General features: G+C 67.9%; 15 protein-coding genes and 1 tRNA gene. 12 read left to right on the forward strand and 4 right to left on the reverse strand.

Features of this window, described 5'->3' with window-relative positions:
* Window positions 1-27: 27 nt before the first annotated feature.
* The 4 genes from BHE97_RS05190 to BHE97_RS05205 form a co-directional block, all read right to left on the reverse strand.
* A complete protein-coding gene (locus tag BHE97_RS05190) occupies window positions 28-474 on the reverse strand; it encodes an OsmC family peroxiredoxin (RefSeq protein WP_087622956.1) in 447 nt (148 codons plus the stop codon).
* A gap of 72 nt (window positions 475-546) precedes the next feature.
* Window positions 547-1,038 (reverse strand): metallophosphoesterase, encoded by a 492-nt coding sequence (locus BHE97_RS05195; RefSeq protein WP_087622957.1) that lies wholly within the window; start codon window positions 1,036-1,038, stop codon window positions 547-549.
* 58 nt (window positions 1,039-1,096) lie between these two features.
* Entirely contained in the window at window positions 1,097-2,722 is a 1,626-nt protein-coding gene (locus BHE97_RS05200; protein WP_087622958.1) for an AMP-binding protein, read from the reverse strand.
* Between the two features lie 212 nt (window positions 2,723-2,934).
* A tRNA-Arg gene (locus BHE97_RS05205) sits at window positions 2,935-3,006 on the reverse strand.
* 47 nt (window positions 3,007-3,053) lie between these two features.
* On the opposite strand from BHE97_RS05205, the gene BHE97_RS05210 reads away from it, so the two are divergent.
* The 12 genes from BHE97_RS05210 (at window position 3,054) to prfA (ending at window position 15,566) form a co-directional block, all read left to right on the forward strand.
* Window positions 3,054-3,443, forward strand: coding sequence for a response regulator (locus BHE97_RS05210; protein WP_087622959.1), 390 nt, complete (start codon window positions 3,054-3,056; stop codon window positions 3,441-3,443).
* Window positions 3,444-3,463: 20 nt separating this feature from the next.
* Window positions 3,464-5,125, forward strand: coding sequence for an arginine--tRNA ligase (argS, locus tag BHE97_RS05215; RefSeq protein ID WP_087622960.1), 1,662 nt, complete (start codon window positions 3,464-3,466; stop codon window positions 5,123-5,125).
* A gap of 4 nt (window positions 5,126-5,129) precedes the next feature.
* A complete protein-coding gene (gene lysA / locus BHE97_RS05220) occupies window positions 5,130-6,524 on the forward strand; it encodes a diaminopimelate decarboxylase (RefSeq protein ID WP_087623096.1) in 1,395 nt (464 codons plus the stop codon).
* A 106-nt stretch (window positions 6,525-6,630) separates the two neighbouring features.
* A complete protein-coding gene (locus BHE97_RS05225; protein ID WP_087622961.1) occupies window positions 6,631-7,740 on the forward strand; it encodes an MFS transporter in 1,110 nt (369 codons plus the stop codon).
* On the forward strand, window positions 7,728-7,976 hold the full coding sequence (locus tag BHE97_RS05230) for a hypothetical protein (RefSeq protein WP_087622962.1): 249 nt from the start codon (window positions 7,728-7,730) through the stop codon (window positions 7,974-7,976). Before BHE97_RS05225 ends, BHE97_RS05230 begins: the two co-directional genes overlap by 13 nt.
* Before the next feature lie 82 nt (window positions 7,977-8,058).
* On the forward strand, window positions 8,059-9,366 hold the full coding sequence (locus tag BHE97_RS05235) for a homoserine dehydrogenase (RefSeq protein ID WP_201791317.1): 1,308 nt from the start codon (window positions 8,059-8,061) through the stop codon (window positions 9,364-9,366).
* Window positions 9,366-10,430 carry a threonine synthase gene (gene thrC / locus BHE97_RS05240; RefSeq protein WP_087622963.1) on the forward strand — a complete coding sequence of 355 codons (1,065 nt, stop codon included), beginning with the start codon at window positions 9,366-9,368 and terminating at the stop codon, window positions 10,428-10,430. The genes BHE97_RS05235 and thrC overlap by 1 nt, the downstream gene beginning before the upstream one ends.
* Window positions 10,427-11,302, forward strand: a complete 876-nt coding sequence (gene thrB, locus BHE97_RS05245) for a homoserine kinase (protein WP_087622964.1) — start codon at window positions 10,427-10,429, stop codon at window positions 11,300-11,302. Before thrC ends, thrB begins: the two co-directional genes overlap by 4 nt.
* A gap of 217 nt (window positions 11,303-11,519) precedes the next feature.
* Window positions 11,520-13,475 (forward strand): transcription termination factor Rho, encoded by a 1,956-nt coding sequence (rho, locus tag BHE97_RS05250; RefSeq protein ID WP_236757533.1) that lies wholly within the window; start codon window positions 11,520-11,522, stop codon window positions 13,473-13,475.
* A 121-nt stretch (window positions 13,476-13,596) separates the two neighbouring features.
* Window positions 13,597-14,073, forward strand: coding sequence for a glutathione peroxidase (locus BHE97_RS05255; RefSeq protein ID WP_087622966.1), 477 nt, complete (start codon window positions 13,597-13,599; stop codon window positions 14,071-14,073).
* A 142-nt stretch (window positions 14,074-14,215) separates the two neighbouring features.
* A complete protein-coding gene (gene rpmE / locus BHE97_RS05260) occupies window positions 14,216-14,422 on the forward strand; it encodes a 50S ribosomal protein L31 (RefSeq protein WP_087622967.1) in 207 nt (68 codons plus the stop codon).
* 79 nt (window positions 14,423-14,501) lie between these two features.
* Window positions 14,502-15,566 carry a peptide chain release factor 1 gene (gene prfA, locus BHE97_RS05265; RefSeq protein ID WP_087622968.1) on the forward strand — a complete coding sequence of 355 codons (1,065 nt, stop codon included), beginning with the start codon at window positions 14,502-14,504 and terminating at the stop codon, window positions 15,564-15,566.
* Window positions 15,567-15,585: the final 19 nt, after the last annotated feature.

The raw sequence follows: 15,585 nt of genomic DNA on the forward strand, positions 1-15,585 counted from the left end.
GGCCCACGGAGCCACGAGTGGGATGTGTCACGCGGTCTCGAGGACCGCGTCCAGGGTGATGGTGTCGACACCGCCGAGGGCCTTGCTGACCGGGCAGCCCGCTTTGGCCGCTTCGGCCGCCTCGGCGAAGCCGTCCCCGTCGATGCCCTCGACCTCGCCGCGGACCGTGAGATCGATACGGCTGATCTTGAAACCGCCCTCGGGGTCCGGGCCCAGCGTGACGGCCGCCGAGGTCTCGATGCTGATCGGCGTCGCTCCCCGCTGGCCGAGCAGTGCGGTGAGCTGCATCGTGTAGCAGGAGGAGTGCGCCGCGGCGATGAGCTCCTCGGGATTGGTGGCTCCGGCGCCGTCCTCGGACGAGCGCTTCGGGAAGGACATCTCGAACGTGCCGAGACCGGAATCGGTGAGCTCGACCTGTCCGGACCCGTCTTCGAATCCGCCGTCCCAGGCGGTGCGTGCGTGGCGTGTGGGCATGGTGCCTCCCAGATGAGTTGGACGTCTGATATCGACGCTAGCCACCTCGCGCCGGTGCACAAGTCGAAAGCCCTAGAGTCGATGGAGCTCGACGTCGCGCAGCTCGCCGTCGATGATCGCGGCGGTCATGTAGGTGCAGTGCGGCTGGCGGCGGCGGTCCGTGGGGGAGCCGGGGTTGAGGAGACGCAGGCCGTTGTCCGCGACGGTGTCCCACGGGATGTGACTGTGCCCGAAGACCAGCACGTCGGTATCGGGATAGGCCGCGACCATGCGTGCCTCACGTCCCTTCGATGCCCCGGTCTCGTGCACCACCGTGAAGCGGAGGCCGTCGAGGACGGCATCGGCCCGCTCGGGCATGCGCGTCCGTAGGTCGTCTCCGTCGTTGTTGCCCCAGCAGGCGATGAGGCGGGTCGATCTCTCCTCGAGTCGCTCGAAGAGCCCGAGAGCCATCCAGTCTCCGGCGTGGAACACCACATCCGCGACGTCCACCTCGTCCCAGAGCCGGTCGGGCAGATCGCGTGCCCGCGTCGGCACATGGGTGTCGGACATCAGCAGCAGCCTCATCCCCGCAGTCTGCCGTGCGCGCTGAGGAGATGCAGACGCGCCGATGGGTCCGCTGCTTTCAGGAGAGCCCGTACTCGCGTGCCGAGAGCTCGCGCATCTCAGCCTTGCGGATCTTGCCCGTGACGGTCATCGGGAAGTCGTCCACGATCTTGACGTAGCGCGGGATCTTGTAGTGCGCCAGCTTGCCCTCGGCGTACGCGCGGACCGATCTCTCGTCGAGCGGACTCGTTCCCTCCCGCATGCGGATCCACGCGCACAGTTCCTCGCCGAGCCGCTCGTCGGGAACGCCGACGACCTGGACATCCTCGATATCGGGGTGCCCGTAGAGGAACTCTTCGATCTCGCGGGGGTAGATGTTCTCACCTCCGCGGATCACCATGTCCTTGATGCGGCCGACGATGACGCAGTAGCCGTCGTCGCGCATCCGCGCCAGATCGCCCGTGTGCATCCAGCCTTCGTCGTCGATGGACTCGGCTGTCTTCGCCTCGTCGTCCCAGTACCCCAGCATCACCGAGTACCCGCGGGTGCAGAACTCGCCGGCCTCCCCGCGAGGCAGAGTCTCCCCGGTCAGCGGGTCTACGATCTTGACCTCCAGATGCGGCCCCACCCGTCCGATGGTGGCGGTGCGCCGCTCGAGATCGTCATCGCCCCGGGTCTGCGTCGATACCGGGGAGGTCTCGGTCATGCCGTAGGCGATCGACACCTCATCCATGTGCATCTCGGTGATGCACCGCTTCATCACCTCGACCGGGCAGGGCGCACCGGCCATGATCCCGGTGCGCAGGCTCGAGAGATCGAAGGAGGCGAAGTCTGGATGACCGAGCATCGCGATGAACATCGTGGGTACGCCGTACACACCCGTGCAGCGCTCGTCCTCGATGGCCTGCAGGGTGATCGCGGGATCGAACCCCGGTGCCGGGATGACCATCGTCGAACCGTGGGTCACGCATCCCAGATTGCCCATCACCATGCCGAAGCAGTGGTAGAAGGGCACCGGTATGCACAGCCGGTCCCGTTCGGTGAAGTCGATCGTGTCGGTGACGAAGTAGCCGTTGTTGAGGATATTGCGATGGCTCAGGGTCGCGCCTTTGGGGAAGCCTGTCGTGCCGCTCGTGTACTGGATGTTGATCGGATCGGTGGAGACCAGCGTGGACATCCGTGCGGCGACTGCCGAGGAGGGCAGTGCGCGCCCTTCGTCGATGAGCGCGGCCCAGTCCTCGGTGCCGAGGTAGACCACGCGCTCGAGCGTCGGGCAGCCGGCCCAGGTCTCCTCGACCATGGCCCGATAGTCGCTCGTCTTGAACCGTTCCGCGCTCACGAGGAGCCGCATGCCGGATTGATTGACGGCATAGGCGAACTCGTGGGTCCGATAGGCAGGATTGACGGTGACGAGGATCGCCCCGATCTTGGCGGTCGCGAACTGCGTCATCGTCCATTCGGGGCAGTTGGGGGCCCAGATCCCCACCCGATCGCCCTTCTCCACCCCCGCCGCGAGGAGGCCCCGGGCGAGCGCATCGACGGCCGCGTTCAGCTCGCTCCACGTCCATCGGCGGCCGCTCGCGATGTCGACCAGCGCCTCGTGGCAGGCGTGGCGAGCGGCGATGCGCTCGAAGGCGGCGCCGATGGTCTCCTCGAGCAAGGGAATGTCGGTGGGACCAGCGGCGTACGACAGCTCAACGGACATGCGTTCGCACCTCTTCATCGGCTCCGGCCCGCGGCAGCGATGATCCGCCGCGAGCGAGTGTGACCTACGGCACCATGGTCGCGCGTTCCGCGTGGATCGGCTGGTCGCCGGCCTCGGCCGGGGATGGGGCGAACGTGCCGAGCCGGAGGAGTGTCGGGAATGCGAGAGGCCCCCGCCCAGCGTCAGGGCTGGTCAGAGGCCTCTCGCGACGGCGCCCCCGGCAGGATTCGAACCTGCGCTCCCGCCTCCGGAGGGCGGTGCTCTATCCCCTGAGCTACGGGGGCCGTGCGAATGCGAGCCTATCGCATGCCACCTCCGTTACGGTGGGCCGGTGGCCACCGTTCTCGTCGTCGATGACACGCCGTCGATCAGGTTCCTCATCCGGACCAATCTGGAACTGGCCGGTCACGACGTGGTCGAGGCCTTCGACGGTCTGGACTCGCTGGAGATGCTCGCCGTGACCGATCCGCCGCCGGATGCCGTCACGATGGACATGATGATGCCCCGCATGGACGGCCTCGCCGCGGTGCAGCACATCCGCGCCGACCCGCGATGGGAGCGGCTGGCCATCGTCATGGTCACGACGCAGGGTCAGCACTACGACGTGACGGCCGCCGACCGGGCAGGTGTCGATGCCTATGTCACCAAGCCTTTCGAACCCGATGCGCTCATCTCCACGATCGAGCGCGTGATCGCCGACCGACAGGCGGGTCGCGGCTGACCCGTCGGTAGGCTGGGGCGGTGACTCCCGAGCAGCTTTCCGCGGCGATCGTCGCCGCATTGCAGTCCCTGGTCGACGACGGCTCCCTGGCGCTCAGCGCCGGGGTGCCGGATGCTGTCCGCGTCGAGCGACCCAAGGTCAAGGAGCACGGTGACTACGCGACCAATGTCGCGATGCAGCTCACCAAGCAGGCCGGCCGCCCGCCCCGCGAGATCGCTGAGCTGATCGCTGCCCGTCTCGGCGCAGCGGAGGGAATCGCGGGGGTCGAGGTCGCGGGTCCCGGCTTCCTGAACGTGCGGGTCGCGGCCGCCGCGCAGGGTGAGATCGCCCGGCAAGTGCTCGAGGCGGGGGAGTCCTATGGGCACGCGCCGGCGACGGGGGACCGCGTCAACTTGGAGTTCATCAGCGCCAACCCGACAGGCCCGCTGCACCTCGGACACACACGTTGGGCCGCGGTCGGTGACGCGCTCTCGCGCGTGCTGCGCGCCGCCGGTAATGAGGTGACCAATGAGTTCTACATCAATGACCGCGGCAATCAGATGGACAAGTTCGGCGCCTCGCTGAAGGCCCGCGCGAACGGCCAGGAGCCGCCGGAGGACGGCTACCACGGTGACTATGTCGCCGACTTGGCGCAGAAGGTCGTCGCCGCGCATCCGGGCATCCTCGACCTCCCCGAGGACGAGCAGCTCCTCGCCTTCCGCGAGGAAGGCTATGCGATGCAGCTGGCCGAGCAGCGCAGCGAGCTGGAGGAGTTCCACACGCACGTCGATGTCTGGTTCTCCGAGCGGTCGCTGCACGAGTCCGACGCGGTCGAGCGGGGACTCGATCGGCTGCGCGAGGAAGGCCGTCTGTTCGAGTCCGATGGTGCCACCTGGATGCGCACCACCGACTTCGGCGACGACAAGGATCGCGTCCTGCTCCGTTCCAACGGTGAGCTGACGTATTTCGCCTCCGACACCGCCTACTACGTCGACAAACGTGACCGTGGTTTCGACCCTTGCATCTACCTGCTCGGCGCCGACCATCACGGTTACGTCGGTCGGTTGCAGGCGATGGCCGCTTGCGTGGGAGACACCCCCGGCGAGCAGATCCAGATCCTCATCGGCCAGCTGGTCAAGATCCTGCAGGACGGGCGCGAGCTGAAGCTGAGCAAGCGCGCCGGCACCATCGTCACGCTGCGCGAGCTCATCGACCTCATCGGTGTCGATGCGCTGCGGTACACGCTCATCCGGTATCCGGCGGACTCGCCCTTGACGCTCGATGTCGCGGAGATGACACGCAAGAGCAATGACAACCCCGTGTACTACGTCCAGTATGCCCACGCGCGGCTGTCCTCGATCCTGCGCAACGCCGCCGACCTCGGTCTCACACCCGACCTCGAGTCCTTCGACCCGTCGCTGGTGTCGACCGATCGCGAGGGCGACCTGCTGCGTTCGCTCGCGGAGTTCCCGCGTCTCGTCGCGCAGGCGGCCGAACTGCGCGAGCCGCACCGGGTCGCTCGCTATCTGGAGGACACCGCAGGGACCTTCCACCGCTTCTACGACGTGTGTCGGGTGCTCCCGCAAGGCGACGAGGAGCCAGGCGACGTGCACCGGGCCCGGCTGGTGCTCGTGGCGGCCACGCGCCAGGTCTTCGCGAACGGTCTCGCTCTGCTCGGGGTCGGCGCCCCGGAGAGGATGTGACGTGATGCGCGCACACGAGGCAGGCGCCCTGCACGGCCAGGCGGGCGACCGCGGCCCCGCCTGGTTGCGTCATCCAGATGACGTCAACGGGCTGGTGACGCCGCTGTGGTCGGAGAATGTCAGCAAGGTGGACGGTGTCCTGACCGTCGCGGGACTCGGCGTCGACGAGCTGGCGCGAGAGTTCGGCACGCCCCTCTACGTCCTCGACGAGGACGACTTCCGCTCACGAGCTCGGGCCTTCCGCGATGCCTTCCCCGATGCGGACGTCTACTACGCGGGCAAGGCCTTCCTGTGCGTGGCGGCCGCCCGTTGGATCGCCGAGGAGGGGTTGTCCCTGGACGTCTGCACTGGCGGCGAGCTCGCGGTCGCCCTGCGGGCCGAGTTCCCGCCCGAGCGCATCGGCCTGCACGGCAACAACAAGTCGGCCGCCGAGTTGCGTCGCGCCCTCGAGGCGGGCGTCGGGCGGATCATCATCGACTCCTTCGAGGAGATCGACAGGTTGGCGGCGCTGACGGCCGAGCTCGGCGTCACCGCACGGGTCATGGTCCGGGTGACGGCGGGGGTCGAGGCGCATACACATGAGTACATCTCCACGTCGCATGAGGATCAGAAGTTCGGCTTCTCGATCGCCGGCGGGGACGCCCTCGAGGCGGTGCGGCGGGCGCTCGCGGTCCCGGGGATCGACTTCCTGGGTCTGCACTCGCACATCGGCTCGCAGATCTTCGTCACCGACGGCTTCGAGGTCGCGGCACGCCGCGTCCTGAGGCTGCACGCCGAGATCGCGCGTGAGCTGGGGGTCGTGGGCGAGGAGTTCGACCTCGGCGGCGGTTTCGGCATCGCCTACACGACCCAGGACGATCCGCTGCCGCCCGCCGATCTCGCGCGGGGGATGCTCAAGATCATCGACGAGGAGTGCGCCGCGCTCGATATCGATGTACCGCATCTGTCGATCGAGCCTGGACGCGCGATCGCCGGCCCCTCGACGTTCACGCTGTATGAGGTCGGCACCGTCAAGACGGTCGCCCTCGATGGCGGCAGCTCTCGGCGCTATGTGGCGGTCGACGGCGGTATGAGCGATAACATCCGTCCCGCGCTCTACAGCGCCGACTACTCCTGCACGCTCGCCTCGCGCGACTCCGATGCGGGACCGGCCTTGAGCCGGGTGGTCGGCAAGCACTGCGAGAGCGGCGACATCGTCGTCAAGGACGAATATCTGCCCGCGGACGTCGGGGCGGGAGACCTGCTCGCCGTACCGGGGACGGGGGCGTACTGCCGCTCGCTCGCGAGCAACTACAACCACGTGCCGCGCCCAGCGGTCGTGGCGGTCCGCGAGGGCGAGGTGCGTTTGCTGCTGCGCCGTGAGACCGAGAACGATCTCCTCGCCCTCGACCTCGGCTAGGGTACGGCCAAAGCTTGGACCGGGCGTGAATCGGGGTCGTGCTCGCCCTTGACCTCAATAGCGCTTGAGGTTGTTCCCTCGGTGTCATGCGGACCCAGGGACCACGATGACGACGTCGACGGCCCGCCCCCGCTGGCGGGCGACCGGGTATCTGCCTCAGGTCGTCGGACTCTTCAGCGTGGCATTCCTCGTCGCCGTCGAGACCTTCGCGGTGGCGACTGCGCTCCCGGTCGTCGCCGCCGAACTCGACGGACTGTCCTGGTATGCGGTGGCCTTCGCCGCCCCTGCGGCGGCGGCGATCGCCGCGATGACGTGCGCCGCCTGGTGGTGCGACCGGCACGGACACGCCCACCCGATGGTCACCGGGGTGTCTATCTTCGCCTCGGGCCTCGTGCTCTCGGGTGTTGCCGGGTCGATGGCGTGGTTCGTGGTGGGGCGCGCCTTCCAAGGGATCGGTGCCGGACTCGTCTCGGTGGCGTTGTACGTCCTGGTCGCTCGCGCCTTCCCCGATCATCTCCGCCCGCGGGCCTTCGTCGTGTTGACGAGCGCCTGGGTGCTCCCCGCCGTCATCGGGCCCCTGGCCGCCGGGATGGTCGCCCAGCACCTCGGTTGGCGATGGGTCTTCCTGGGCGTCCCGGCTGTGGCCGTCGGCGCGCTCGCGCTGTTGCGGCCCGCTCTGCGCTCATCGCACGGTGACGAGGCGGTCGCGATACCCCGGACTCGGATCGCCCGCTCCCTGGTGGTAGCGGTCGCGATCTTCGCCGTGATGATCGGCGGCCAGGGGAACGTGCCGGGATGGTGGGCGCTCGTGACGGCGGGGATCGTCCTGGCTCTCGTGGCGGCGGTGCCGCTCTTGCCGGCGGGCACCCTGCGGGCGGCTCGCGGACTTCCTGCGGTGATCGCGACGCGCAGTCTGATGGGTGCGGGATTGGTGGCCGCGGAGTCTTGGTGCCCCTGGCCTTGGTGCGCTTGCGCGACCTCGCCCCGACCCACGCCGGGCTGTTCCTCACCTCGACGGCTTTGCTCTGGTTCGCGGGCGCGTGGGCATCGGACCGCTGGTTGGCACCGGCCCGCCGCATCGGCCTCGGTGCCACGAGTGTCTCGTTGGCGCTCTGTTCGGCACTCCTCATCCCCGTCCCGGGGGTCCCGGTCTCCGTCCTCGCGATCGGGTGGGCCTTCGGCGGACTGGGTATGGGACTTGCGATGCCGGCGCTAAGCGTCCTGCTGCTGGAGCACTCGGCAGTGGGGGAGGAGGGTCGTAACAGCGCCTCGATGCAGACGAGCGATGCTGTCGCGGATGCACTGGTGCTCGCAGTGTGCAGTGGCCTGTTCGGCTGGCTCCTTGCAACGGGACCCACGATGTCTTTCGTCGTCGTGTTCCTCGTCGCTCTCATGATCGCGAGCCTGGCCTTGCCCGCCTCCCAGAAGGTGACATCACCGTCAGCGGCATAGCGAATGGTCCACTCGTGCGAGTCGGGCGTCCATATTCGGGGCATGGCGTCCGGGCGATGAGATGCGCCGATAGGCTGGGGTGGTGACCATATCGCCTGACCCCAGACGTCCCTTGCGCATCGCTCTGCTCGGTTGTGGTGTCGTCGGCACGGAGGTCGCACGGGTCCTCACCGGTGATGCCGACGAGCTCGCTCAGCGGGTCGGCGCACCGATCGAGCTCGTGGGCATCGCGGTCCGCCGCGAAGGCCGACGCCGTGACCTCGACGTTCCCGATGACCTCTTCACCACCGATGCGATGGGCCTGGTCACTCGCGGCGACCTGGATGTGGTCATCGAGGTGATCGGCGGCATCGAGCCCGCGCGGGGCCTCATCCTGGCGGCGCTGGAGAACGGCGCCTCGGTCGTCACCGCCAACAAGGCCCTGCTCGCCGAGGACGGTGCCACGCTCTACGAGGCTGCCGAGAAGGCCGAGCGTGATCTCTACTACGAGGCAGCCGTCGCGGGGGCGATCCCGATCGTGCGGCCGTTGAGCGACTCACTTGCGGGTGACCGCGTGACGCGCGTGCTCGGCATCGTCAACGGCACCACCAACTTCATCCTGGACGCGATGTCCACCACCGGCGCGGGCTTCAATGATGCGCTCGAGGAGGCGCAGCGTCTCGGTTATGCCGAGGCCGATCCGACCGCCGATGTCGAGGGCTTCGATGCAGCGGCCAAGGCCGCCATCCTCGCCGGCCTCGCCTTCCACACGCGGGTGACGATCTCCGACGTGCACCGCGAGGGCATCACCGATGTCACCGCCGCCGACGTCCGCTCCGCCGCGGAGATCGGCTCGGTCGTCAAGCTCCTTGCGATCTGCGAGCTCGGCCCCTCCGGCGAGGTCGCGGCCCGCGTGCACCCGGCGATGATCCCCGATTCGCACCCGCTCGCGAGCGTGCGCGGTGCCTACAATGCCGTCTTCGTCGAGAGCGAGGGTGCCGGCCAGCTCATGTTCTACGGTCCTGGAGCCGGCGGCGCTCCGACCGCCAGCGCTGTACTCGGGGATGTCGTGAGCGTCGCCCGCCACCGGCTCGCCGGGGTGCGTGGGGCGGGTGAGACGGTGCACGCCCAGCACGAGATCGTGCCGATCGGACGTGCCCGCACTCGCTATCACGTCGCGATCGATGTCGACGACCGTCCGGGCGTGCTCTCTGCGGTCGCCCAGGCATTCGCCGCGAACGATGTCTCGATCAAGACCGTGCGCCAGGAAGGTCACGGGGATGACGCGCAGCTCGTCGTCGTCACCCATGAGGCCGAGGACGCTGCCCTGTCGGCGACCATCGACCGGCTACGCGAGCTCGACATGGTGCGCGGCGTCTCCTCGGTCATGCGCGTGGAAGGAGTGGCCTGATGGCACAGCCGTGGCGCGGGGTCATCGCCGAGTACCGGGACTGGCTCCCGCTCGCCGAGGAGACTCCGAAGGTGACCCTGGGGGAGGGCGGCACGCCCCTCATCCGCTCGACGTGGCTCTCCGGACTCGTCGATGGCGAGGTCTACGTCAAGGTCGAGGGCGACAACCCGACCGGCTCCTTCAAGGACCGCGGCATGACGGTCGCCATCTCGGCCGCCAGGGGCGAAGGCGCTCAGGCCGTCGTCTGTGCATCGACGGGTAACACCTCCGCCTCGATGACCGCCTATGCGGCCCGCGCGGGTCTCACCCCGATCGTGCTGGTGCCGCACGGCAAGATCTCCGCCGGGAAGATGGCCCAGGCGGTCATGCACGGCGGCGAGATCATCCAGGTACGCGGGGGCTTCGATGAGTGCTTGAACATCAGCCGCGGACTCGCCAAGGACTATCCGGTGGCGCTGGTCAACTCGGTCAACCCGATGCGGCTGGAGGGTCAGAAGACCGCTGCCTTCGAGATCGTCGACGTCCTCGGTCGCGCTCCCGATGTGCACGTCCTCCCGGTCGGCAATGCCGGCAATATCTCCGCCTACTGGATGGGCTACCGGCAGTACGCCGATGCCGGCATCGCGAGCGGTCGTCCCGCGATGTGGGGTTTCCAGGCCGCCGGTGCCGCACCGATCGTGCGCGGTGAGATCGTGCGTGAGCCCGAGACCCTCGCGACGGCCATCCGTATCGGCAATCCCGCTTCATGGCAGCTCGCGGAGAACGCGCGCGACGAGTCCGGCGGCCTGATCGATGCGGTCACCGACGATCAGATCCTCGATGCGCAGCGCCGGCTCGGGGCCGAGGAGGGCATCTTCGTCGAGCCAGGTTCGGCGGCGAGCGTCGCCGGCCTCCTGGCCGCCGCGGAGGCCGGCAAAGTGTCCCCGGGACAGGTGATCGCTGTGACGGTCACCGGTCACGGACTGAAGGACATCGACACGCCTCTCTCGCGCATCGGCTCCATCGTCGACGAAGTCATCGAACCGACGGTCGAGGCCGCCGCCGAGGTGGCGGGCCTGCGATGAGCATCGCCCGAGGGCCGGTGCGTGTCCATGCGCCGGCAACGAGCGCCAACCTGGGTCCGGGCTTCGACGCCCTGGGCCTCGCGCTCACGATGGGCGATCTGGTGACGGCCGAGGCCACCGGCGGCGGTCTGGAGATCCAGGTGAACGGCGAAGGCGCCGCCGATGTCCCGCGTGACGAGTCGCACCTGATCGTCCGGGCGATGGACGCTGCCTTCGATCTCCTCGGGGAACGTCCGGAGGGTCTGCGGCTCGTCTGCGAGAACGCGATCCCGCACGGACGGGGCCTCGGTTCCTCGGCAGCGGCGATCAGCGCCGGGATCGTCCTGGCGAGGGCCTTGGTCGTCGGGGGAGAAGAGCGACTCGATGAGCGCACCATGCTCCAGCTGGCGACGGACCTGGAGGGCCATCCCGACAATGTCGCCGCGGCACTCCTCGGCGGTCTGGCGATCGCGTGGATCGACGGGGCCGCCGCGGAGAGCGTGCGTCTGGACGTCGACGTCCCGGTCACCGTCTTCGTGCCCGGTGAGGCGGTGTCCACCGAGAAGGCCCGCGGCCTGCTCCCAGACGTCGTGCCGCACGGGGACGCCGCGTTCAACGCCGGTCGTGCCGCGCTGCTGATCGCGGCCCTCACCACTGCACCGGAGCGGCTTATCTCCGCGACCGAGGATCGATTGCATCAATCATTCCGCGCGACCGCGATGCCGGACTCCTACAAGCTGGTGCGGCAGCTGCGTGTCGAGGGGATCCCCGCGGTGATCTCCGGTGCCGGGCCAACTGTGCTGGCCTTCGCCGATGGCATCGCCGAGGCGGTCCCTGAGGGCTGGTGGGCCGCTGAGCTCGGGGTGGATTCCCGCGGCGCGCGGCTGCTTTGAACTCGACACGACGAAAAAACCACCCCGAGCGAAATACATCGAGGGCATCGGGTGTTACAGTGGTGAATGTCGGAGTCGAGACGATGATCTCCCCGGCGCAATGCCACTTCATATGTCCGTCAGATGCGGGCAGGCCCATGTCAATATTCTTCCCACCTCTGCGTGTGATCACCGGGTGGGTCCGTGGGCTCGTGGCTGTCCAGAAGGATTGAACCGAGTGACTGAAACCAGCACCACCGAGACCACCGCGGCGCCGAAGAAGACGGCCCGCAAGTCCGGCGGCTCCCTCGGCGGCAAGGTGCTCGCCGAGCTGCAGGAGATCGCCGCAGGCCTGGGGATCGACGGCACCAAGATGCGCAAGGGCCAGCTCATCGACGCCATCAAGGAAGCGCGTGGCGAGGCGCCGAAGGCTGAAGCCCCCGCCGCCCAGGCGCCGAAGGCCGAGGCTCCCGTGGCCCAGGCGGCCAAGAGCCAGGCGGCGAGCGAGTCGAGCGATGCGACCGCCGCGGCGCCGGCCGCCGCTGAGGCCCCAGCCGATACGAAGCCTACGCGGCGCCGTGCGACGCGTCAGAGCGCCGCCGCGCCGGCCGCCGAGGGCGGAGGCGAGCAGGACGATGCCGCAGGCAAGGGCGGTCAGGTCAAGAACGACCAGGCCAAGAACGATCAGCCGAAGGACCAGGCCAAGGATGCGCCCGCCAAGGGCGGCCAGGGCAAGGGCGATCAGAAGAGCGATCAGAACAAGAACGACAAGAACGATCAGTCCGGCGACCAGAACAAGGGTGGCCAGAAGAACGATCAGTCGCGTGGCGGCCAGGGCAAGAACGACAACCGCGGCGGCGACAACCAGGGCAATCGCGGCAACGACAACCGCGGCGGTGACAACCAGGGCAATCGCGGGAATCGGGGCAATGACAACCGCGGCAATCGCGGGAACAGCAACGACGACGATGGCGGACGCCGCCGTAACCGTCGTGGTCGCGGACGTGGAGGTCGTGGTCTCGAGGCCGAGCCGACCTACACCGAGGACGATGTCCTGGTGCCGGCCGCGGGCATTCTGGACATCCTCGACAACTACGCCTTCGTCCGCACCACTGGTTACCTGCCGAGCGAGAACGACGTCTACGTCGCGATGTCGCTCGTGCGTCGCCTCGGTCTGCGACGCGGCGACGCCGTCGTGGGTCAGGTGCGCCAGCCCCGTGAAGGCGAGCGCAAGGAGAAGTTTAACCCGATGGTGAAGATCGACTCGGTCAATGGACTCGAGGTCGACGACGCCAAGCGCCGGGTCGAGTTCTCCAAGCTCACGCCGCTGTACCCCTCAGAGCGCCTGCGCTTGGAGGGCGAGGCCGGAGGCCTGACCGGTCGTGTGATCGACCTGGTCTCGCCGATCGGCAAGGGTCAGCGCGGTCTCATCGTCTCCCCGCCCAAGGCCGGCAAGACGATGGTGATGCAGCAGGTCGCCAATGCCATCACCGAGAACAATCCCGAGTGCCACCTGATGATTGTCCTCGTGGACGAGCGTCCCGAGGAGGTCACCGACTTCCAGCGCACCGTCAAGGGCGAGGTCATCTCCTCGACCTTCGATCGTCCCGCGGGGGACCACACGACGGTCGCCGAGCTGGCGATCGAGCGGGCCAAGCGTCTCGTCGAGCTCGGTCACGATGTCGTCGTGCTGCTCGACGGCATCACCCGCCTGGGTCGTGCGTACAACCTCGCCGCCCCGGCATCGGGTCGCATCATGTCCGGTGGTGTCGACTCCTCGGCGCTGTACCCGCCGAAGAAGTTCTTCGGTGCCGCACGCAATATCGAGGACGGCGGCTCGCTGACGATCCTCGCCACGGCGCTCATCGAGACCGGCTCGCGCATGGACGAGGTCATCTTCGAGGAGTTCAAGGGCACGGGTAACTGGGAGTTGCGTCTGCGTCGCGAGTTCGCGGACAAGCGCATCTTCCCGGCCATCGATGTCGACGCCTCGAGCACGCGCCGCGAGGAGCTGCTGATGGCGCGCGACGAGCTGTCGATCATCTGGAAGCTGCGTCGTGTGCTCTCCGGGCTGGAGGGCCAGCAGGGCCTTGAGCTCGTGCTCGGCAAGCTGAAGAAGACCTCCAACAACGTCGAGTTCCTCATGGAGATCAACAAGACGATGCCCGGAGGCGTCAACAACGGCGATTCCTGATCGTCGCTAACTCGTTGAGTGTGACGTTCGGACGGCAAGAACGTCGATTCTGCCGTCCAAACGTCACACTCAACGAGTCCTGGACGCCTTGCTGCCCTCGGGTACGGCGTAGCCTGGACGCATGACGACTGCCTATGACTTCACCGCGACGGGGATCGACGGAGCCGAGCGCCAGCTCGCGGACTACCGCGGTCAGGTCGCGCTCGTGGTCAACACCGCCTCGCAGTGCGGCTTCACGCCCCAGTACGCGGGTCTGGAAGAGTTGTACGAGACGTATCGCGACCGGGGTTTCGTCGTGCTCGGCTTCCCGTGCGACCAGTTCGGCCACCAGGAGCCCGGGAGCGAGGACGAGATCGCGACCTTCTGTGAGTCCAGCTTCGGCGTCCAGTTCCCGATGTTCGCCAAGGTCGATGTGAACGGCGAGGACGCCCATCCGCTCTACGGATGGCTCAAGGGCGAGAAGTCCGGTGTGCTCGGAGGCGCGATCAAATGGAACTTCACCAAGTTCCTGGTCAATCGCGACGGTGAGGTCGTCAAGCGTTACGCGCCGCAGACCAAGCCGGAGTCGATCGCCCCCGATATCGAGAAGCTCCTCTGACTGGCCAGCACCTACGGGGGAGGGCGGGAACAACCGAGCCCCGGGTTTGGTTGAACCGAGGGCGACTGGCAGAATCGTTCCCTGGTTCTGGTTCACGAGGCGCGCCGCGGCTCGACCCAGCGACCTGCAGAGAGGACTCATCATGAAGCAAGGCATCCACCCCGAGTACGTGGAGACCCAGGTCACCTGCACCTGCGGCAACACGTTCACCACGCGCAGCACCGCCACCGAGGGCAATATCCGCGCCGACGTCTGCTCGGCCTGCCACCCGTTCTACACGGGCAAGCAGAAGATCCTCGACACCGGTGGACGCGTCGCGCGCTTCGAGAAGCGTTACGGCAAGAAGTAAGCCCGTCCGAACGCCGGTCCTGCATGGCAGGGCCGGCGTTCCGGTGTCTGTATGGTCGGTCATCGGGTGAGGAGTCGATATGTTCGAGGCGGTCGAGCAGCTCGTTCGCGAGCATCACGAGTTGGAGACGGCGATGGCCGATCCCACCGTGCACAGCGATCCCGCGCGCGCCAGACGGCTCGGACAGCGCTACGCCGAACTCGGCGCCATCGTGCGCACCTATCGCGCCTGGCAGGAGGCGACTGCCGATCTCGGTGCCGCCCGCGAGCTCGGGCTCGATGACGAGGTCGAGGATCTGGACCGTCAGGCCGCGCAGCTCGGTGAGCGTCTCCAGCAGCTGCTGGTCCCACGCGATCCCTCCGACGGCAAGGACGTGATCGTCGAGATCAAGGGCGGCGAGGGCGGTGAGGAGTCGGCCCTGTTCGCTGGCGACCTGCTGCGTATGTACACGCGGTTCGCCGAGCAGCAGGGCTGGCGCACCGAGATCCTCGACGCCACCGAGTCCGCTCTCGGTGGCTACAAGTCGGTCACCGTGGCGGTCAAGGCCAAGGGGCAGCCCGATCCGGGCGAGGCCCCGTACGCCAAGCTCAAGTTCGAGGGCGGCGTCCACCGGGTCCAGCGCGTGCCGGTCACCGAGTCCCAAGGACGGATCCACACATCGGCCGCAGGCGTGCTCGTCCTTCCCGAGGCCGAGGAGATCGACGTCGAGATCAACGACAACGATCTGCGCATCGATGTCTTCCGCAGCTCCGGCCCCGGCGGACAGAGCGTCAACACGACCGACTCCGCGGTGCGGATCACCCACGTGCCCACCGGCATCGTCGTGAGCATGCAGAACGAGAAGAGCCAGCTGCAGAACAAGGAGCAGGCGCTGCGGGTGCTCCGGTCGCGGCTGCTCGATGCCGCTCAGGCCGCCGCCGACGCCGAGGCCGCCGATGTCCGCAAGTCCCAGGTCCGCACCGTCGATCGTTCCGAGCGGGTGCGCACCTACAACTTCCCCGAGAACCGCATCTCCGATCACCGCACAGGCTATAAGTCCTACAACCTCGACCAGGTCATGGACGGCGCCCTCGACGGCGTCATCACCTCGCTGGTCGAGGCGGACCTCGCCGAACGTCTCGCCTCCCTCGAGGACCGCGCATGAGCGGACAGGCGGGGGAACG

This window comes from Aeromicrobium sp. PE09-221, from assembly GCF_002174305.1.
Lineage (GTDB): Bacteria > Actinomycetota > Actinomycetes > Propionibacteriales > Nocardioidaceae > Aeromicrobium.